The organism is Glaciecola sp. HA4-3 (assembly GCF_055693685.1).
The window spans coordinates 2810229-2832029 of the sequence record NZ_CM146340.1 but is presented as its reverse complement, the minus strand read 5'-3'; the positions used below and the strand labels follow the sequence as shown (position 1 = coordinate 2832029).

Below are 21801 nucleotides of genomic sequence, written 5' to 3'. Positions count from 1 at the left end.
GGAGAACACATCATGGAAATAACATTCGAACTCGGGTATGCCTTAGATACCTTTTACTTTTTAATCTGCGGTGCATTCGTTATGTGGATGGCAGCCGGTTTTACTATGTTAGAAGCGGGCCTTGTCCGTGCGAAAAACACAACTGAAATTCTGACAAAAAATGTCGCCTTATATTCAATCGCTTGTATTATGTATATGGTGTGTGGTTACGCCATAATGTATGGTGGAGCCGATGGCTTGCATGCAGCGGTCCCATTTTTAGACGGCATCGTTGGTGATGGCGTAGAAGCACACGGCGATACTTATGCCCCATCTGCTGATTTCTTTTTCCAAGTAGTTTTTGTTGCTACTGCAATGTCGATAGTGTCGGGCGCTGTTGCTGAGCGCATGAAGCTTTGGTCATTTTTACTATTTACAGTTGTTTTAACCGGTTTCATCTATCCAATGGAAGGCGGTTGGACATGGGGTTCAAAGGATGTATTTGGACTATTCAACTTAGGTGATTTAGGCTTTAGTGACTTTGCTGGTTCAGGCATCGTTCATATGGCTGGTGCGGCCGCAGCACTTGCTGGCGTGCTTGTGTTAGGTCCTCGTAAAGGTAAGTACACCAAAGACGGTAAAGCAAATGCTATTCCATGGCGCAAACCTACCACTTGCAACTCTAGGTACGTTCATTTTATGGATGGGTTGGTTTGGTTTTAACGGTGGTTCAGTGCTAGCGACAGCAAGCGTAGAAAGCGCTAACAGTGTTGCTGTTGTTTTCTTAAATACAAACATGGCTGCTGCCGGCGGGTTAGTCGCTGCTCTTTTATTAGCTCGTGTTTTGTTTGGAAAAGCTGATTTAACAATGGCCTTAAACGGTGCGCTAGCGGGCTTAGTTGCTATTACTGCAGAGCCCTCGACTCCAACACCATTGATTGCAACCCTATTTGGTGCAGCTGGCGGTATTCTTGTTGTATTTAGTATTTTAGCGCTAGATAAACTGAAGATTGATGATCCAGTAGGCGCCATTTCAGTTCACGGTACTGTTGGTTTGCTAGGGTTGTTATTAGTGCCATTGACTAACCCACAGGTTATTGATGCAGCTGGCGAGGCTTCAGGTTCAACATTTGTGGGTCAAATCGTGGGTGCATTAACTATCTTTGTATGGGTCTTCGTCACAAGCTTAGTGGTATGGCTAGCGATTAAAGCAGTTATCGGAATCAGAGTATCTGAAGAAGAAGAGTACGAAGGTGTTGATATTAGCGAGTGTGGCTTAGAAGCTTACCCTGATTTCACACAGACTACTCGTTAAGCGTCACTTAGCAAAATTGGAAGGGAACACGGTTAACAATAAGACATAACAATAATAAGACAGAATAAAACCGTGATATAAACTTAAAACCGGCAAATTATCTTTGCTGGTTTTTTTTGCATAGAAGTAATAGAGTGATAGAGGTGAGCAAACATTTTAAATGGCATCTGCACTTTGCTTCACTGAATCGAACGTTAATGTATACTATCGTAAATAAAGCAGCGCTATGCTAAGCCTGTTTGTCTGTTTGTGCGTATATACCTCGATGATAATAATTAAGGATTTGCCATGGCGCTACGATTGTTTATTTTTGCTAGTCTCTTCACACTTTTATCAACTATTGCTCACCATTCAAAAGCATATGACCGAATAACAGGTCAGCCATTTGCTACGCGTTCTGAAGTCATTGCACAACATGGTATGGCTGCAACTAGTCAGCCACTTGCCACACAAGTTGCACTTGATGTACTTAAAAAAGGCGGTAATGCCATTGATGCAGCAATAGCGGCAAATGCAATGCTTGGTTTGGTTGAACCTACAGGCTGTGGCATTGGTGGTGATTTGTTTGCCATTGTGTGGGACGCAGAAAGTGAGAAACTGTACGGGCTTAATGCATCAGGTCGTTCGCCAAAGTCATTAACAATGGAAATGTTTGCTGAAAAAGGCTTAAGCGAAATTCCTAAATTTGGTCCTTTACCTGTGTCAGTGCTCAGGCGCGGTAGATGGTTGGTTTATGCTTAACGAGCGTTTTGGTAGCATGTCAATGCAGGAGATTTTGGCGCCATCTATACAATATGCACGTAAAGGTTTCCCTGTTTCTGAACTCATTGCTTATTACTTTGAAAGAAATCAAGCACGAATTGGACAATACTCTGGGTTTAACGAAACCTTCACCTTTAATGGTAAAACTCCTCAAAAAGGTCAAATTTTTAAGAATCCATCATTGGCTAATACTTATGAAAAAATAGCAACTGGTGGAAGAGATGCTTTTTACAAAGGCGATATTGCTCGCACAATTGGTGCATTTATGGCGGAGCAGGGCGGCTACTTAAGTTATGAAGATATGGCTGCGCATTACTCAGAGTGGGTTGAGCCTGTTTCAGCAAATTACCGTGGATATGATGTTTGGGAATTACCGCCGAACGGACAAGGTATTGCGGCATTGCAAATCCTTAATGTTCTAGAGCTATATGATATTGAAAGCATGGGACATGATTCTGCTGAATACGTACATACCTTTGTAGAAGCTAAAAAGCTGGCCTTTGAAGATAGAGCGAAATTTTATGCAGATCCCAACTTTAATCAGATTCCTGTAGATTGGTTAATTTCAAAGGAATATGCCAAAGAGCGTCAAAAACTGATTTCACCTACACAAGCGGCAAAACGTGTTGATGCGGGCAAAAATGATGGGGATACCATTTATTTAACGGTCGCGGATAAAGACGGTAACATGGTGTCACTTATTCAAAGTAACTATCGTGGTATGGGCTCAGGAATGATCCCAACCGATTTGGGCTTTGTGATGCAAAACCGCGGTGAAGTATTTGCGCTACAAGAAGGTCACTTTAATCAATATGAACAAGGCAAGCGTCCGTTTCATACAATTATTCCTGCATTTGTGACTCGTAATAACAAACCTTTGATGAGTTTTGGTGTCATGGGCGGTGGAACGCAACCTCAAATGCATGCGCAAATTATCGTTAACATGATTGATTTTGGAATGAATTTACAAGAGGCGGGTGACGCCCCAAGAATCATACATACCGGCTCAAGTTCGCCGATTGGGACTGCAATGACTGATGGTGGTTACGTTAGCCTTGAAAGCGGCTTTAGCCAAGAGACTAGACGAGAATTAATGAAAAAGGGACATGTGATGCAAGATAGTCTAGGTGCATTTGGTGGTTATCAAGCGATCTTGTATGATGAAAAGAACCAAGTATACTTTGGCGCATCAGAATCGCGTAAAGACGGTCAAGCCGCGGGATATTAATGAGTCAAGCCCAAAAGGGAATCTGTGCAGAACCCAATTTGCATGCCTTGTATCTGCTATTTAATGTAGTGGATGATGACGCTGCTAATATTAGAAGCAAGCTTGCGGGCTTGCTGGATATATTCGATTACTACGATGAAGAACACTATGAAGCGATGGTTTCAGGTGTGATAAGTATTGGCAGTGCCTATTGGGATGAACTCTATCCAAGTAAGCGTCCTGCTTATTTAGCGCCATTTCCTGATATGCAGTGCGAAGACCGCTGCGCACCTGTCTTGCCAAGTGATTTATTCATTCAAATTAGAGCCGATCGCTTGGATATTTGTCAAGCGATAGGTATTCAAGTAATCGAAGCGCTGCGTTCATACACTGAACTTGTTGAACAAGTACAAGCATTTCGATATTTAGATGGGCGAGATTGGACAGGCTTTTTAATTAGCGATGATAACCCTAGGGGGAGTCAAAAGTTTGGGATAAGTTTAGTTGATCAACATGAGCCTGAGCTTGCCGGCGGTTCTTATATTTTTATACAGCGCTATCGTCACGATATGGCTAAATGGAACAAACTTTCGAACAAACGCCAAGAGCAAATCATGGGCAAAACGCAAGAGCATAATATGGATGTAGTTAGCTCAGGTCTTGATTCGCATGCTTTTAGAACAAAATTAGTTGGTTCAGGTGGCGAATACCCAAGTATGCTAAATCAAAGCATGCCATATGGTGATATGAGTACTCAAGGCCTCTACTTTGTAGCCTGCTGCCACCATCCACAAGCGTTCATGAACTACTTACATAGCCGAGTTTATGGTGATGACAATGGCCATTATGACAAACTTTTAGACTACTCGAATGCAGAAACAGGCGGTGCCTTTTTCGCTCCCTCTATACAGTTTATCCGCAATCAATCTGTACATTGCGAACCCGAATAATCATTCTTAAATCAAAATAATTGAGCAAAAAACACATATGTTAAGCGTGTAATTTTAGCTGCCAAATGTTTGATGAAGCAAATAAAAGAATATATATTCTTTTAGAGAATAGTCAGTCTTTGACTATGGATACACAATTTTACTAATATATGCGGTTTTAAAAAGTGAGGAATAAAGCCAAACTATTGGATACGAATTAAACCGTCCCATTGATTGGCGTAAAGCAGAGTTTCACACATGTGTAAGTGATATCGAAAGGCTTGGTCTTGTGGATAGTCAGCACGAGCTTTTGTGAAAATATCGATAGCTTTTCTAAAGTCACGTTTGTTTCTAGCTTCAATTCCATCTTGGATAATGTATTTAGTTTTGTCACGTTGCTCGATGATTTCTTCATCTAAGTGGTCATAAATCTCGACTACCTCTACCGGTGTGCTTCTTCCTTTTAACACAATGTGATCAAGCGTGCGGTGAGCAAAATTAAAGCGCTGTGACGCTGCATCGGCTAAAGCTCGACTGGCGAGGATATTAGTATGGAAGTGATCCGTTAGTGCTTCTAAACGTTGAGCAATATTGACTGAATCGCCGATAACAGTAGTGTCCATGCGATCATCAGAGCCTACCGTTCCCATTATCACTGGACCATAATGTAAACCTACGCCATGGGCAATTGATTCATATTTACTGTTAGCACGATGGGTATTATAAAGGCGTAGTGCTTTTTGAAGGCCTAATGCTGCTTTGACAGCATCTTCTGCTTTTTCGGTCTCGTCACCTGCGGGGTGATCAAATAATGCCATAATTGCGTCGCCAATAAATTTATCAATAAATCCGTTATTGTTATGAATCGGTTGATTCATTCGATAAAAATACGCATTTAAGAAATTCATTAATTGTTGTGGTGACATTTTCTCAGATAAACCTGTGAAGCCTCTGATATCGCAAAACATAACTGCCACTTCAGCCTCGGCCGCATGACCAAGTGCCAATCCTTCTACACCACCTTGACCAAAATGTTCAACAAACTGTCTAGGCACAAATTTTTGAAATGTTTGATGCAGCTGTTTGGCTTGGTTTGCAATAACAACAAGGGGATCTGAGCCTGACAAGCGAGTCATACTAACGCCAAATAAGCCCGTGCGTTGTATATTTTCTAAATTACGTTGAATGGTTTGTTGGTAGTCTTTGTCTTCACGTTCTTCTTGTTGTTGATGAATTTTACGCTGAATAATCCACAACGCTGTGATAAACACAGCGTAACAACAGATTAGCGCTATAACTACAAAAAGAGTGGTAGACATATATTAACTATACACTGATCCTAGAAAATGCTTTATCTGCTGCATGCAATGTGGCATCGATTACTTCACTGGTATGCATTTTTGATACAAAACCAGCCTCAAATGATGCTGGCGCTAAGTAAACACCTTCGCTTAACATATGGTGATAAAACTGGTTAAACTGAGCTTGGTTAACGCTAATTGCTTGCTGATAATTAACGACCTTTTCATCAGTAAAGAAAATACCAAACATACTACCGGCCACATTCGTTGTTAAGGGGATACCGTTTTTATCGGCCATCGCTTGAAAACCTTCAGCTAAGGCCTTTGTATTTGCAAAGATACTGTCATAGAAACCGGGTGCTTTTAGTTGTTTCAAAGCACACAATCCTGCTGCCATGGCAATTGGATTTCCCGACAAGGTGCCCGCTTGGTATATTGGTCCGGTTGGTGCAATATGCGTCAATATTTCTCGCTTGCCGCCAAAGGCACCTACGGGCATGCCACCGCCAATCACTTTTCCTAAGCACGTCAAGTCTGGCGTAACGCCAAAGCGCTCTTGTGCACCACCTAACGAAACCCTAAACCCAGTCATGACTTCATCAAAAATCAGGACTGCACCATTGTCGTCGCATAAGCGGCGCAAACCTTCTAAAAAGCCTGGTTCAGGCGGTATACAATTCATATTGCCGGCAACAGGTTCAACAATAATGCATGCGATGTCATCACCAAACTCTTCAAATGCTTGCTCAACAGAAGCAAGGTTATTGAATTCGTATGTGATGGTGTGTTTTGCTACATCCTGGGGTACACCGGGTGAACTAGGCACTCCTAGCGTCAAAGCGCCTGATCCTGCTTTGACTAACAATGAGTCAGCATGTCCATGGTAACAACCTTCAAATTTAAGCAATTTATTTTTACCGGTATAGCCACGAGCAAGTCTTATCGCGCTCATCGTTGCCTCGGTACCGGAATTCACCATGCGTACCATCTCCATCGACGGCACAATGCTACTGACAAGTTCAGCCATTTCAATTTCAGCGGCGGTGGGGGCACCATAACTTAGGCCATTTTCTGCTGCTTTGATAACTGCTTCTCGGATTTGTGGGTTGTTATGGCCTAATACCATTGGACCCCAACTGTTTATGTAGTCGATATATCGATTACCATCGACGTCATACATATATGGGCCATCTGCCCGATCAATAAAGCGAGGTGTGCCCCCTACAGCTTTAAACGCCCTTACTGGAGAATTAACGCCACTCAGGAATGGTATGCTGTGCGCGTTCAAAAAGGGTTTCAGATTTATTCATGATTAATTAGTGCTCTTTGTGGTGTACCAAATGACTTTTTTGTCATAGTTTTGAATAATGTTGTCAACGCCAAGCGTTAGTGCAAATAGTGCCATACGCACCAAAACGCCATTATCGGTCTGTCTAAATATGGCTAAATTCGGATTAAGGTTTAAATCATTGTCCAATTCGTTTGCTTCGGCCCGTGAATCACGAGGTAAAGGATGCATGATGACCGTTTGTGATTTAAAGTGTTTTGTGTAAATTTGTTGATTAAGTCTAAATTTTCCGCGGTATTGGTTAGCTAAATCTTGGGACTCAAATCGTTCTTCTTGGATACGTGTTTGATAACAAATATCGGCCTCGACAAGCCCTTCAAGTACGTTACTAATGATAAGTTCATGACCAGCATTGACAATAGCATCACACACCTTCGATGGCATTGATAAATCTTTTGGGGATATAAGGGTAAATTTGATGTTTTTAAACAAGCAAAGCATGGTCGCTAATGAATGAACGGTTCGCCCAAATTTTAAGTCGCCAATCATAGCGATATGCAAGCCATCGATGCTTTGCCCAAATGAAGCACGTTCTTTAGCAATGGTGTATAAATCGAGTAAAGCTTGAGTTGGGTGTTCGTTCGGCCCATCGCCGCCATTGACAACTGGTACACGGCTACCTTGCGAAAACTCTTTTACTGAACCAGCATCGGGATGTCGCATTGCAATAATATCGCTATATCCACTTAATACACGTGCTGTGTCATATAACGATTCACCCTTTGCTAACGCTGAATTGCCCATCCCTACGGTTTCACGTACTTCACCGCCAAGAAGGTTAAATGCAGTACCAAAACTAACGCGTGTTCGTGTGCTAGGTTCAAAAAACAAATTACCTAAAATTGCACCATCGAGCACGGTTGAGCGTTTTTGCCGATTGGCATATGGCTGCATACTGTTGGCGATACTAAAAATATGTTCTACGGATTCGCGATCAAATTGGTCGACGCTTAGAATGTGCTCACCAGCAAAGTTTTTCATGGTGTTATCAAGATAATTCTATTTATACCTATGATATCAAGTTTTAGAAAAAAAGCGTAGTTTTAGTGAGGAAACAAGTTCTAGATACACGACTTAATTGCAACATGGGTACTGGTTTATTTACGACACAATAAAGTTGTCTTTTTAGCCTAATGTTAGATAGTTAATTTTTCTCTTGTATATAATTGATAACGCGGTAAATTTAGACATTCGTTTCCCCAAATATCCAAGGACTTGGAATGAAAGTCTCCTTAGCAATGTTGTTAGTTGTTTGTTCTGTTTGTTCTATCGCACAACAGACCTCAATTAATCATACTGAACATCCCATAAAGATTGATGGTGAAATTGACGCCGTTTGGGAAGCAGAACCTTGGTATCCAATATCACATTTGATTTTAGGCGAACAACCCACACCAGAGGATTTTTCTGGACGGTATAAGTTGTTGTGGGACGCCCAACACCTATATTTATTAGCTGAAATTACCGATGACGTGCTCTATGATGCACGCCCCAATATGTTTGAGCGTTATTGGGATGATGATGCCTTAGAAGTGTTCATTGATGCTGACGCATCAGGGGGTATCCATACGAATAATTATAACGCCTTTGCATATCACATTGCACTGGACAATCACGCAGTGGACATGGGGCCAAACGAAAGGGGCGAAGATGATAAGCTTTTGTTTAATCATCATATTAATAGCCGCTGGCTTACGAATAGGGAAGGTAAGCGCATTTGGGAAGTGGCGATAAAAATCGTTCCCGACACCTACCAATATAGTTTTCAAGAGCGCTTTGATACCATGGAATCGCAGACTCTTAACCCAGATCAAGTACTTGGATTTATGCTAGCCTATTGTGATAATGATGGTTCTGAGTATCGTGAAAACTTTGTGAACTCGCATCATATAGAGCCAGTAAATGGCGATAAGAATCGCGGATACATTGACGCTTCAGTTTTTGGTAAAATTAAGCTTGTTAAATAACCTGATTATTATCAGTGCTTAGGACATTGCTTTAACAAGTACCATTGTTTTTGATGCTACTTTTTCAGCGTCGTGTGCTTGCTGTGTGTCGTTTTGGTTAGTTGGCAGATGTAACATACTTTTCATATGAAAATCCCCTTTTACTAAGTTAAAGAAATCTATCGACATCTCTCTTGCTTTATCTTTTGCTAATTGGCTTTCAGGGTGCTCCATAAACACTTTAGTAAGTAAAGTTATGCTATGAGCAGGACCCGCTTGATAAAACAATGCGGCAATTTTTGAATCTGGTTGAGACTCGCCAATAATGACTTTATACATTGCAATCACGTTTTCATCGTTTAAAAGCTGAGTAAATCGCAACGCAACCGTTGTTAGAATATCTACTAAGCTACTTTGGGTAGATGCAAACACCGATTCGTGTAATTGATACTGCTCGCACTTGCCCTCGATAACCGCATTAAATAATGCTTCTTTATTCTTGAAGTGAGAATAAACGGTTTGCTTTGAAACACCGCTATCTTTGGCTACTGCGTCCATAGAGGTTTTTTCATAGCCATGGCTAAGGATAAGTTCAGCGGCGCTGTGTAATATCTGCGAGCGTTTTTGCTCACTTTTAGGACGCCCGACTGGTTTAGTTTTACTACAATTCATGTCACTACTATAAACGATTTTTTACTTTATGATAAAAATTTAACATTACTAGACTAGACAGTCTAGTATTTTTATCCTAGGATGCAATCCATATCCTACTACTTTTCTATTTGGTAATTTTATGAAGGCGTCTACAAAGTCAATAAGTAAAAATAAGTCTAAAGGCAAGCCTAAAACTAAGCCTAGTAGTGCGTTACAAAGTAAACCAAAACGGCTACTTATCATCGCAGCGGTTAGCTTTAGTGCCTTGATCATTTTGCTTCTATCATCAGGTAATGATTCTGCGGTGGTGGTAGATGACGAAAAAATGCATTTAACTCAAACATCAAAAGTTGAAGTAGCCCAAGTCACCCTGCAATCTTCATATAAAAAGCCGCGCGTACTATTTGGGCGATTGGAATCGATTCAGCGTTCTGAACTAGGCTTTGACTTAAACGGGGTGCTTGCACAAGTTGATGTAGAAGAAGGCGCATTTGTTCAACAAGGTGATGTGCTTGCTAAGTTAGATACCAAACGTCTTGAAGCTAGACAACAAGAATTGCAAAGCGATTTAGTCACGGCTCAGGCAAATCAAACCCTTGCCGAATTATCAGCTCAGCGGGTCAAGGATTTAGTGTCTAAAAAACTTGAACCACAGCAAATATTAGACGAAGCAGTTGCTCAGTTAGATGTCAGCAAAGCCCAAGTAGCGCAAGCGCAAGCTCGTCTGGCTAGCTTAGAAGTTGAATTGGCCAAATCCGTATTACGTGCGCCTTATTCTGGCCAAGTTGTTGTTCAGCATATAGATGAGGGTACGGTACTAAACAATGGCCAAACAGTGTTTACTATTTTAGGGGATGGCGCCCTTGAAGCTCGGTTTGGCTTGCCGGAGCAAACCGCCTTTGGTGTTGAAGTCGGCGATGTCTTTACGCTTTACATTGGCCAAACAATGTTTGAGGGCAGCGTAAAATCAATTGCTAAGCAACGTAACGCTGCAACACGCACCATTAACGCGGTGTTGGGAATTGACATGGCATCACTGACCCAAATGCAAAAGAAAATGGTGGTCAGTGGTGACTTGGTGTCATTAAGTGTTGATATGGACATGCCTGGTGAAGGTGCATGGGTGCCGAGTTCGGCACTTGCTAGTGGTGTTCGCGGGTTGTGGACCCTATATGTTGTAGATGAGGATCAACGAGTTAGCACGCGAATGGTCTCGGTCGTTTATTCAGATGGTGAGCGAGTATTTGTTAGTGGCGCAATTGAAGAGGCAGACCAAGTAGTTATGTCGGGATTACACCGCTTAAGCCCAAATCAGAAATTGACTAATGTGATAGATATTACGCAAAGCATGAATGACATGCTTAGCTTGAAACAGCTTTAGGAAATAACATGTCACACGAAGAAGAACACGACATATCGTTAAATCGGGATTGTGAGCCAAAAGCACCTTGGTATACCGCATTTTTCCGAAAAGGTCATTTACTGGCTTTAAGTATTATCATCATCCTTGTTGCAGGTTTATCGGCCGTTAACACCTTACCTCGACTTGAAGACCCCCGCATTGATTTACGCAATGTACTCGTTCTGACCAGCTACCCAGGCGCATCTGCCGAACGTGTTGAGGCACTAGTAACGGATGTTATTGAAGATGAAGTACGAGAGTTATTTGAAGTTAAAGAAGTTAAATCTACATCAACTGCTGGATTTTCATCGGTTTCGATTGAAATTCAAGATTGGACTAGCAATGAAAACAACCAACAGATATTTTCTAAATTACGTTCTGCTGTTGATGAAGCTGCAAAGCGATTCCCTCAAGGGGTTAATCCACCAATATTTGAAGACAAACGAGGCGCGACTGCATTCACTATTTTATTTGCCATTTCAGCAAGTACTGATGGTCCTGTTGAGCTTAGTCAGCTTGGTCGAATGGCAAGTGAGATTGCAGATCGTATTCGAAACGTGTCAGGTACCGAATTGGTGCGTGTTTATGGTGAGCCAACAGAAGAGATTACGGTTAGTGTTAATCCACAGCAACTCGCTTTAAGTGGCTTAAGTCTGCAGGATGTTAGCAATCGGATCGCATCTGCTGACGCGAAACTACCAGCAGGCGTGCTACGGACAACAAACAATGATATTCGTCTTCAAGTGTCTGAACCTTTAGATAGTACCGCTATCATTGCACAAATCCCGGTTCAAACGCTCAATGGTGAGTATTTACGCGTACAAGATATAGCTAAGGTTGAACGAAACCAGCAAATGCCCGAGCGTGAAATCGCGTTGCTCAATGGCGAACGCACTATATTCATTGCCGCTCGTATGCAAACCACGGTCAGAGTAGATACTTGGACCCAAGCAGTAAAAGACAAAGTCTTTGCCTTTAATGAAGAGTTTGGCAGTTCGTTTACCGCTGATTTGGTGTTTGAGCAAAACATCTACACTGAAGCACGATTAGCAGAGCTTAGTGGTAATTTATTGATTGGCTCACTTGTCGTAATGTTCGTTGTGTTGTTTTTTATGGGCGCAAAGGCCTCGTGGATAGTTGCACTAGCGCTGCCTTTATGTGCGTCGTTTGCCATATTTAGCCTAAGCTTCTTTGACCAACAGATTCACCAAATGTCAATTTTTGGGATTATTATTGCAATAGGGTTACTAATCGATAATGCGATTGTGATCACCGATGAGATTCGCCTAAATTTACTCGATGTGTCAATGAGTCGGTTAGCGGTGTTGCAAAAGAGTGTACGCCACCTTTTTTCACCGTTACTGGCTTCTACGCTCACTACTATTTTAGGCTTTATGCCGATATTTCTTCTAAATGGTAATATTGGCGACTTTATTGGTCCAATTGCCGTTAGTGTGGTTATGGCTTTAGCAGGGTCTTTAGCAATATCGCTAACTATCATTGCTGCATTGGCGGCTAGATATTTACCCAGAGATGCAGATATTGAAGCTCCTTGGTATAAACGCGGTTTTCAATTACCCGAGGTGTCATTGGCATTTCGTCAGTGGATTGGCAAAGCGGTTAAGCGCCCAGTGCTAGTGTTGCCAATTATTATCGCGTTTTGCTTGTCAGGTTTTGTTCTATCGAAACAGCTAGACAATGTCTTTTTTCCAAGTGCTGACCGTGACCAGTTTGAATTGTATTTTATGTTGCCAAAAGGCAGTAGCATCAACAATACGCATCATTTAACCCTACAAGCAGATAAGTATATCGCTAACAAAGAAGGCATCAAGCAGGTAACTTGGATGATTGGGCGCTCAACGCCGGCGGTATATTATAATCAAGTGATGAGTCGTGATAATACACCACATTTTGCTAACGCGGTGATCACCGCTGATTCTGTGCAACAAGCCGAAGTACTGGTAACGCAGCTACAATTTGAATTACAAGATAAGTTTCCTGAAGCAAAAGTGATTGCCAGAAAATTTGGTCAAGGGCCGCCTATTGCAGCGCCCCTTGAGATTGATATTTTTGGCAATGATTTACAGGTCTTAGACGATTTAGGTAAGCAAATTCGTGAAGCCATGACTCAAGTTCCTGGTGTGACTAACTCTTTGATGTCGATTAGCAGTGAAGAGCCAGAACTAATATATGATGTTAGTGAAAACGAATCCTATTTATCAAATTTGTCACTAAGTGCGATATCTGCACAACTGCAGATTTCATTATCGGGGCAAATGGGCGGCTCTATACTTGAAGGGACCGAAGAGCTAAATGTCAGAGTCCGCGTGTCCGATGAGCAGCGCAGCAGTATTAAACAGTTAGAGGCTATGCCACTTGTTGCAATGCCGACGCCCGGTAGCGATAGCCAAGCACAAATACTCAGCGTCTCTGGCTTAGGAAAACTAGAAATGCGACCTAGCATAAGCGGTATTACACGCTTAGATGGCGAACGAATAAACAAAGTGCAAGCATATTTGTTGCCTTGGCGTAGCGGCTATTACCGCTAGTGAAAAACTACGAAAAATAGTTGAAGAAAATGTTGAACTTCCACCAGGCTATCGCATTAAAATGGCAGGGGATGCAGACGAGCAACAAGCAGCTTTAGGTCAATTGGCCACCTACTTACCTGTTTTGCTAGTGTTGATGATCACCTCGTTGATTTTAAGTTTTAGTAGTGTTCGGTTCGCTGTCGTCATTGGTGTGGTTGCTATTTTATCGGTAGGCTTAGGCTTTATGAGCTTGTGGTTATCAGGTTTACCGATTGGATTTAATCCTCTGTTAGGTAGTGCGGGTCTTATTGGGGTTGCCATTAACGGTTCAATTGTTGTCATTGCTGCAATTGCCGCTAATCCCAAAGCAATGACTGGAGATACTCAGTCGATTGTTGAAGAAACGATGAGTTGTAGCCGCCATATACTATCGACAACCTTCACAACGGTTGGAGGCTTAATCCCTTTGCTAATTTTTAGTGAAGGTGGTTTTTGGCCTCCTCTAGCGGTGGTACTTGCCGGTGGGGTTGGATTTTCGGTTATACTATCACTAGTTTTTACTCCGGTATTAGTAGCGACTTTGTGTAGAATACGACATAGGCGTCAACAATGGTGGCAAACAGTTTTAAAAAATTAAGCAAATGGTGGCGCACGGATTGTGCTTTTTGCCGTCAAAGTCGGTATATTTTAATATGGGCTTTGATAATGGCGGTGGTTTACTTTTATGTCTGGCAATAACGAACAAGACGAAACAATATATATTCGCAGCTCTGCGGCAAGTAATGGTATGACAACGATACTCGTAGGTGTTTTGTTAGCGTTTGTAGGATTTGTTATTATCAGTGCGCTTGGACCCATGTTTTTCTTACTTGGAGTGCTATTTGTCAGTGGTAGCATTATTGCTTTTGTGATGGGCTTTTATAAACTTAAAGAGCCAAAATTTAGTTTGGCAATCACCAAATCGGCCATTATTTATCATCATCGCAGAGGCAATTGGACCATACCATGGGAAAATATCCAACGTATTGACGTTCCCCGAATTCATCGAGGTTTAGAGCATATTGACTTAGAAATGGTGGGCTTTAAATTACGGGATCCTGAGCCATTTTTATCCTCTATATCACCTCGTTTAATTACGCATCTATTATTAGAACAACGTCCATTGGTTGCACAAGTGATTATGAGTGACTGTCAGTCTTGTTCTAGCTATGGCGATGATATTATCGAAGATACAAAATATAAGTGTCGTGATGGTTCTTTGATCACTGGCGTTACCGCAATGTTTGCTAATCGTATGCGCAAACTGAGTGAAGGGCTTGGTTACGACGTTTATTTATCGGTGAATGATATTGACAGAGATGGACCAGGTTTTGTTAATTTACTTCGAAATTGCCAAGAAAGTCTATTAGCCACTAGTCGAGCACAATAGCACCAATGGCTTAATGTAGTCGTTTTTTCTGTTCAGGCCATTTTTCGATTACGTTATCTATTTCTAGTAGCAGGGTAGAGATAATTTTTGAGTTTTTCTCTAGTTGTTCAGTTTTTAATAGCGTTTCGGCCTGTTGACATACTGATTGCAAAACGGGTACACCTGCATAACAACAAGCCCCATGCAGTTTGTGAACGCTACCTAGGACAAGGTCTTTGCGCTGTTGTTGCCAGCCACTCTCAATTTGTTGCGAAAAGTCTGATAGTCCGTTTACAAAGTCATCCATAAATTGTTGAGCGTGTTTGTCATTTTCATTACTGCGCTCAAGTGCTAACTGCCAATCGATAGACTGCTGCTGTTCGTCTAATACTTCATATTCATCGCACCATGTTTTAATAATTGCGATTAGACTTTCGATTTTTATCGGCTTAGGCAAAAAGTCATCCATACCGGAATCTAAGAAATGCTGTCGTTCAGATTCTAAAGCATGAGCGGTGACTGCGATGATAGGTGTTCCAGCGTTATGTTGTGTCTTTCTGATATGTTTGGTTGCCTCTAAACCATCCATATTTGGCATTTGAATATCCATCAAGATAATGTCGTACTCAAACTCCTGACACTTTTCGATAGCCGATGGTCCGTCAAAAGCTAAATCGAGTGTTACTAACGAAGAGCTAAGCCAAGTCCCTAGTAAACGCAAGTTAAGCTCCATGTCATCGACCGCTAACAGTCGTATCGCAGGTAATTCATTTACATTTTTGTGATGGCTTTGACTAAGTATGCCATAGCTAGGCACTTTTAAGTCTTCGAGTTTACGCAAGGTGATGGGAGCTCTTATCAAAAACGGGCGCTTGGGTAACGACGTAAAAAGATTGGAGCCAGGAATCGGACCCGAGTACAGAAATATCAATGAATCAATATTCATCTGGGCTAAATCATTGATAATTGTTAGGCGCTGATGTTGTTGACTAAACGGCAACGACGCAAACACAAAGCGTTGGCTTAAGTCCAATGCTTTTGCCTCTTCCACACTGCGACAGTGTTTCACTACAAATTGAGCTTGTTCTAGTTGGGAAATTGTGGTGTTCGCACTTTTTGTATATTGGTCTATAACAACTGCATTTTGCATATCAAAATCGATTGTACGCTTAGGCCTAGCAATACTATTTTCGATATTAAAAGGAATACTGGCAGTAAAGGTACTACCTTGCTTTGGCTGTGACTTAACGCTCAGTTTGCCATGCATTAAGCTGACTAACTCTTGGCAAATAACTAATCCTAAGCCCGTACCTTGATAACTGCGATTGAGCTCATCATCAAGCTGATGGAATGCGCTGAAAATATTTTTAATTTCAGATTCACCAATCCCAATACCGGTATCAGTGATAATGAATTTAATGACACAGTGATATTCCTCATGCTCGATTAACTTAGCTTGCAATAAAATATAGCCATCATTAGTAAATTTCAGCGCATTGCTGATAAGATTGCTAAGTAATTGCTTCACTTTAAATGCATCACCAATGATATTGTCAGGTAAGTCGTCCGCGTCATAAATAAACTCAAGCTGTTTAAGATGGGCTGTTTTTGACATGGTGGACACCACATCCTCTAGTAACTCTCTAGGTGAAAACTGCCTTGCGTTGAGTGTAAGTTTGCCAGCCTCCATTTTGGATAAATCAAGAATGTCGTTCACAATCGTCAATAAGTCGCCGGCTGCAGAGTTTATGATCCTAACGTGTTCATCCCGCTCTGCTTCGTTTTTTCTATTTTCTAGTTCTTTACTAAAGCCGATTATTGAGTTTAAGGGGGTTCTAATTTCATGAGACATATTCGCCAGAAACTGAGATTTTACTTCACTGGCTTTTTCAGCTTCTTTGCGGGCAATATCTAAGTGAACATTTTGCTCTTCGATTAGGTAAAAATTATTTTCGGCGTCCGTTTGAGCTACTTCAACGGTAGTTTCTAGGTCATACTGTTTTCGCAGGACAATGGCTAATAGGAAAGAAGCTGCTTGCAAAGTAAGCATTGTTTGAAAAATATGTTGATGAAACAAGTTGTGGGGCAAAACACCAAAAATAAATAAGGCGCTTAGGGTCGAGCCACAAAGCGCCACCAGCCATCCCAACGCTAGTGGTCTGGCAGGGTAAAACTGGCTTAATACAGCTTGGGTACAGATGAACAAATTAAAAATGAGCCCTGCAAACCCAAGAAAATAGGTAACAATAAGGCGCATTTGTGTATTTTCCCACTGAATAAAAAACATCACAAAAAATACCAAATTAAGCACAATGATTGCTTTTACAATTCTGTTTAGCGTTCGGTAATATAAGTTATGGGGTATTAGTAAAAGCGTGAATAAAGCGTTTAAAGAGCTGGCAATAAGTACAATCGACTCGGCTCGTAAATAATAGAAAAATTGCGATATCCATTCTGGTAAGCTCCCTGTGTGCCCGCTCCATAATAATTGAAAAACAAATAAAATACCTACGTGAGATACGTATATAGCATTGGTGAGTTGGCGATTAAAAAAGAAAAAACGGTCGAATAAATCAATAGGATTGCAAGCACTCCATACAGAACGCCCCAAATCGAATAGTCAATAATACTGGTTTCAATATGCGCTTGTTTGGACGTTAAGTGAATTGGCGCGACTAAACTCATGCTCGTTGAGCGAAGATAGACAAAGATTTCATATTGCTCATTTTTGATTAACTGTAAATCATAACTGGGTAAGGCGTATGGGCCTTGCTTGTTTAACAGACCATCGCTAACTTGAGAGATGACCTGCCCATCTTTTAATAGATATAAATCAGCGTCTAATAATTGGGAATAACGGATACTCATGACCCAACTTTCTAGAGTGGATTGGTTGATAATGTTGGTATAAAGCCAGACACCATTTGGAACAAAACCAAAGTTTGGCCGTTCAAACGAGTTGTATGGAAGATAGTTCCGGCTTTGTCGAAACTCTTCAAAGGCTAATACGCGATCACCTTGAGGATAAACATAAAATTTGTGCGAAAAAAGAGTGGTTTCTAATCCATCATTAAGTACGATATTGCCATCTTGTAAAAGGGGTGAGGGCGTTTCTTGCGCACACGCGATACTTGCGTTTTGTATAAAAAAACACCAAACAGCAAATAATACAAGGATTAAATTAGCAAGTTTGCTCAAGGCTCTATTATGCTTTATGTTAAAATACGCTACCATGGGCTTAATATAAAAGTTACATCAGCATAAGTATATAAGAAATATTCGGGTTAGCGAGAAGACCCTAGAATAGGTGATAAAAACAATATGAACAATGACACCATTATTACCAGCGATGGCGTAGAACAAATGTCGCTCGGGCGATTTACAGAAGACGCCTATTTGAATTATTCGATGTACGTAATCATGGACAGGGCGTTGCCACATATCGGTGACGGATTAAAGCCGGTTCAACGTCGCATTATTTATGCAATGTCTGATTTAGGGCTAAGCAATAACGCTAAATACAAAAAGTCTGCACGTACTGTTGGGGATGTGCTGGGTAAATTCCATCCACATGGCGACTCTGCATGTTATGAAGCAATGGTGCTAATGGCACAGCCATTTTCATATCGGTATCCATTAGTAGATGGGCAAGGCAACTGGGGTGCACCTGATGATCCTAAATCCTTTGCCGCAATGCGTTACACAGAAGCCCGCTTATCTAAATTTAGTGAAATTTTACTGACGGAGTTAGGGCAAGGTACAGCTGATTGGCAACCTAATTTTGATGGCACACTTGATGAGCCTATAGTGTTGCCTGCTAGGCTTCCTCATATTTTATTAAATGGTGTTACCGGCATTGCTGTTGGTATGGCAACTGATATTCCTCCACATAATGTGCGCGAGCTTGCGAATGCTTGTGCATTGTTGCTTGATAATAGTCGCACCGAGTTAGGTGAATTGCTTGAGATTGTTCAAGGACCTGATTATCCCACAGACGCTGAGATTATCACGCCAAAAGCCGATATTCGAAAAATATATGAAACTGGTCGCGGCTCAATAAGAATGCGGGCGGTTTATACTGAAGATAGCGGCGAAATCGTCATCAGTGCATTACCTCATCAGGCGTCTGGCGCTAAAATTATGGAGCAGATTGCGACTCAAATGCAGGCGAAAAAACTGCCGATGGTATCTGATTTACGTGACGAATCTGATCATGAAAACCCAACACGCCTCGTGATAACTCCTCGCTCTAACCGAGTGGATACTTTGCAATTAATGCAGCATCTTTTTGCTACAACCGATTTAGAAAAGAGTTACCGCGTCAACATCAATATGATTGGTCTTGATGGGCGCCCTCAAGTTAAAGATCTTAAATCAATACTGTCACAGTGGCTTGTTTTTAGAAAAGATACTGTCACCAGAAGACTGCAATTCAGACTTGATAAAATACTGGCGCGTTTGCATATTTTAGAAGGTCTTTTGATTGCATTTTTGAACATCGATGAAGTAATTGAAATTATTCGAAATCACGATAAACCTAAACTGGAACTTATGCAGCGTTTTGGTTTATCGGACACACAAGCAGAAGCTATTCTAGATTTAAAGCTAAGGCACCTTGCCAAGCTTGAAGAAATGAAAATAAAAGGCGAACAAGACGAGCTAGCAAAAGAAAGAGATTCGCTACAGTTATTATTATCATCAGATCGCCGTTTAAAAACGCTAATCAAAAAAGAAATACTCGCCGATGCGCAGACTTATGGTGATGAGCGCAGAAGTCCGCTGGTATCGCGCGAGGAATCTAAAGCGTTAAGCGAAAAAGAGCTGATCCCGTCAGAGCCAGTCACGGTTGTCTTATCTGAAAAAGGATGGGCAAGATGCGCGAAGGGGCATGATGTTGATGTTGAAGGCCTAAGTTATAAATCTGGTGATACATATTTAGCTAGTGCCAAAGGTAGAAGTAACCAATTGGCTATCTTCTTAGATTCAGGTGGACGAACCTTTGCCTGCGACGCGCATTCGTTACCATCTGCAAGAAGCCAAGGTGAACCTCTTACTGGACGTTTCAATATAGTGGGTGGTGAACGTGCCGAGCACATTGTCATGGCCGCGGATGAACAAAGCTTTTTAATTGGCTCGGATGCAGGCTATGGCTTTGTATCAAAATTCACTGATATGGTTACCAAAAATAAAGCAGGTAAGGCTTATGTTTCCTTGCCAACTGGTGCCAAGGTGATGAAACCAAGCCGAATATCATCAATTGATACAGACTATTGTTTGACGATTTCAAATCAGGGGCGGATGCTTTTGTTCGCCTTAAAAGATCTTCCCGTCTTAGGAAAAGGTAAAGGAAATAAATTGATGAACATTCCTTCTGCCAAAGCGAAGACGAGAGAAGAATTTCTAACACATTTAGCCGTGGTCCCAAATGGTGCGGCGATCAAGATTATTGCAGGTAAACGCGCAATGACATTAGCTCCAAGTGATCTTGAGCATTATTATGGCGAACGAGGCCGCAGAGGTAACAAGCTACCTAGGGGCCTTCAACGGGTTGACGATATAGAGATTGAAATGCCTAAAGCACAAAGTATTGATGCATCGCAGGTCGTCGAAAATCCGAACAATGATGCAGATCCAAGTTAAGATATTATCGTAAAGTTTTGCGGAGTAACCAAGCTAGGCTTACTCCGCTAACAAAACCCAATAGATGTGATTCCCACGAGATATAGGGCTGCGAAGGTAAAACTCCCCAAATTAACGAGCCATACACAAAAGCAACAAGTAGTGAGATGAGTGCAAGCATTAATTTCTTACTGACAAAGCCCGCTAGCACTAAAAAGCCAAAATACCCGTAAATGACACCACTTGCCCCAACATGATAGGCAGAACGTGCAAATATCCACACTAATAGTCCCACTAATACAATCAACAGTAGACTGACTCGCAGGTAGGTTTTCTTTCCAAATTGCATGACCAGCAAGGAGAATATTCCCAAAGTCACTATGTTTGAAAGAAAGTGTGAAATGCTAGCATGTAAGAACGGCGCTGTAATAATAAAAGCAAGATGTGAAAGGTCTCGAGGAACAATAGAGAAACTTAGTAATACACGGCCAGTTAGCAGATTTATCAGCTCTAACACACTTACAAAAGCAATCACATAAAAGGTCCATGTAAGTTGCTTTTGTAAGGTAAATCCTGAAGCTTTCATTGTTTAGCTGGCGTTAGTACTTTCAAATATCTTATCAGCCGAGGCAGCAACAAAACCTGTATATAAGGCGCCATTTGGCAGCGCGTATCGCTGAGCAAATTCATAAAAACAGCTAGGAATCATAAGTGTTTTATCACTAAAGGTGACAGGGGCTTGGTCAGCCATTGTACTTGATTGCGCTAAGCACACATCTTTGCCGCCTTTTATTTCGCCACCAGATGTATTAAGAGTAAAGCCTGATTCCTTTAGTAAAGTGTTCACATCATCTAGCTCATTCATATTATTTAGATGATTAATGCTAACTGTAAAGTGGTTAGCGCGATATCCCCAAGCAGTCATCCATGCCGCATACTCTGATTCTGCCAGAAGCGTTTTGTAATCTTCACTGCTAGCTTCCCAATGAGTGCCAGAATACAAGAAATCCGCCATTTGAGTTGCCTTTGCATCGATTTGCTCGACTAAGCGATGAATTATCTCTTGTGCTTTATTGCTAAGCTCTTGGACCCTCAATTCACTTATGAACACTTTAGGTACAGTAGGATCTGGATGTTCAAAGTGTTTAGCACTTAACTTTTTAGCCGTAAAATCATAATCGCCTTTATGCTCATAACCTAACTGTAAAAAATGAGCGGCGAGTTTGTCTAAATTTACTTTATCAATATCAAACGTTCTTAACGCAATATGATCATTTACTATTTTTATCGATTGGGTTTTATCTGCTAATAATTGATGGATCTTTTTTGCACATGGGGTGATAGCAAGATAGTCTTTCCACAAACCATCAAACAAGGTGTTAACATCAGTATGCATACTC

Annotated in this window: 12 protein-coding genes and 4 pseudogenes; 8 read left to right on the top strand and 8 right to left on the bottom strand. The window is 41.4% G+C overall.

Going from position 1 to position 21801, the window contains the following annotated elements; all coding sequences use genetic code 11:
* The first annotated feature begins 12 nt into the window (after positions 1-12).
* The 3 genes and pseudogenes from amt (at position 13) to ACZ1G6_RS13600 (ending at position 4213) form a co-directional block, all read left to right on the top strand.
* Positions 13-1294: pseudogene (gene amt, locus ACZ1G6_RS13610) on the top strand (ammonium transporter).
* 288 nt (positions 1295-1582) lie between these two features.
* A pseudogene (ggt, locus tag ACZ1G6_RS13605) lies at positions 1583-3284 on the top strand (gamma-glutamyltransferase).
* Positions 3284-4213 carry a Dyp-type peroxidase gene (locus ACZ1G6_RS13600; RefSeq protein ID WP_472616775.1) on the top strand — a complete coding sequence of 310 codons (930 nt, stop codon included), beginning with the start codon at positions 3284-3286 and terminating at the stop codon, positions 4211-4213. Before ggt ends, ACZ1G6_RS13600 begins: the two are co-directional and overlap by 1 nt.
* A gap of 182 nt (positions 4214-4395) precedes the next feature.
* Here the strand turns inward: ACZ1G6_RS13600 and ACZ1G6_RS13595 are convergent, their stop codons facing one another.
* The 3 genes and pseudogenes from ACZ1G6_RS13595 to ACZ1G6_RS13585 form a co-directional block, all read right to left on the bottom strand.
* Positions 4396-5511, bottom strand: coding sequence for an adenylate/guanylate cyclase domain-containing protein (locus ACZ1G6_RS13595; protein ID WP_472616774.1), 1116 nt, complete (start codon positions 5509-5511; stop codon positions 4396-4398).
* A 7-nt stretch (positions 5512-5518) separates the two neighbouring features.
* Positions 5519-6803 (bottom strand): annotated as a pseudogene (gene hemL / locus ACZ1G6_RS13590) (glutamate-1-semialdehyde 2,1-aminomutase).
* Positions 6804-6805: 2 nt separating this feature from the next.
* Positions 6806-7822, bottom strand: coding sequence for an aspartate carbamoyltransferase (locus ACZ1G6_RS13585; protein WP_472616773.1), 1017 nt, complete (start codon positions 7820-7822; stop codon positions 6806-6808).
* Between the two features lie 239 nt (positions 7823-8061).
* Here ACZ1G6_RS13585 and ACZ1G6_RS13580 point away from each other — a divergent pair, with 239 nt between their 5' ends.
* A complete protein-coding gene (locus ACZ1G6_RS13580; RefSeq protein WP_472616772.1) occupies positions 8062-8808 on the top strand; it encodes a CBM9 family sugar-binding protein in 747 nt (248 codons plus the stop codon).
* Between the two features lie 18 nt (positions 8809-8826).
* Here the strand turns inward: ACZ1G6_RS13580 and ACZ1G6_RS13575 are convergent, their stop codons facing one another.
* On the bottom strand, positions 8827-9459 hold the full coding sequence (locus ACZ1G6_RS13575) for a TetR/AcrR family transcriptional regulator (RefSeq protein ID WP_472616771.1): 633 nt from the start codon (positions 9457-9459) through the stop codon (positions 8827-8829).
* Between the two features lie 121 nt (positions 9460-9580).
* On the opposite strand from ACZ1G6_RS13575, the gene ACZ1G6_RS13570 reads away from it, so the two are divergent.
* The 3 genes and pseudogenes from ACZ1G6_RS13570 (at position 9581) to ACZ1G6_RS13560 (ending at position 14803) form a co-directional block, all read left to right on the top strand.
* Positions 9581-10822, top strand: coding sequence for an efflux RND transporter periplasmic adaptor subunit (locus ACZ1G6_RS13570; RefSeq protein ID WP_472616770.1), 1242 nt, complete (start codon positions 9581-9583; stop codon positions 10820-10822).
* Positions 10823-10830: 8 nt separating this feature from the next.
* A pseudogene (locus tag ACZ1G6_RS13565) lies at positions 10831-14011 on the top strand (efflux RND transporter permease subunit).
* An 87-nt stretch (positions 14012-14098) separates the two neighbouring features.
* Positions 14099-14803, top strand: coding sequence for a DUF2982 domain-containing protein (locus ACZ1G6_RS13560; RefSeq protein WP_472616769.1), 705 nt, complete (start codon positions 14099-14101; stop codon positions 14801-14803).
* A 10-nt stretch (positions 14804-14813) separates the two neighbouring features.
* Here ACZ1G6_RS13560 and ACZ1G6_RS13555 read toward each other — a convergent pair whose 3' ends face one another.
* Positions 14814-17393, bottom strand: a complete 2580-nt coding sequence (locus ACZ1G6_RS13555) for a response regulator (protein ID WP_472616768.1) — start codon at positions 17391-17393, stop codon at positions 14814-14816.
* Positions 17291-17980, bottom strand: a complete 690-nt coding sequence (locus ACZ1G6_RS13550) for a 7TMR-DISMED2 domain-containing protein (protein ID WP_472616767.1) — start codon at positions 17978-17980, stop codon at positions 17291-17293. The genes ACZ1G6_RS13555 and ACZ1G6_RS13550 overlap by 103 nt, the downstream gene beginning before the upstream one ends.
* Positions 17981-18103: 123 nt before the next feature.
* Here ACZ1G6_RS13550 and parC point away from each other — a divergent pair, with 123 nt between their 5' ends.
* On the top strand, positions 18104-20422 hold the full coding sequence (gene parC, locus ACZ1G6_RS13545; RefSeq protein ID WP_472616766.1) for a DNA topoisomerase IV subunit A: 2319 nt from the start codon (positions 18104-18106) through the stop codon (positions 20420-20422).
* Between the two features lie 4 nt (positions 20423-20426).
* On the opposite strand, the gene ACZ1G6_RS13540 is transcribed toward parC, so the two are convergent.
* Both ACZ1G6_RS13540 and ACZ1G6_RS13535 read right to left on the bottom strand, forming a co-directional pair.
* On the bottom strand, positions 20427-20987 hold the full coding sequence (locus tag ACZ1G6_RS13540) for a rhomboid family intramembrane serine protease (protein WP_472616765.1): 561 nt from the start codon (positions 20985-20987) through the stop codon (positions 20427-20429).
* Positions 20988-20990: 3 nt separating this feature from the next.
* On the bottom strand, positions 20991-21797 hold the full coding sequence (locus ACZ1G6_RS13535) for a 2-oxoadipate dioxygenase/decarboxylase family protein (protein WP_472616764.1): 807 nt from the start codon (positions 21795-21797) through the stop codon (positions 20991-20993).
* Positions 21798-21801 lie beyond the last annotated feature (4 nt).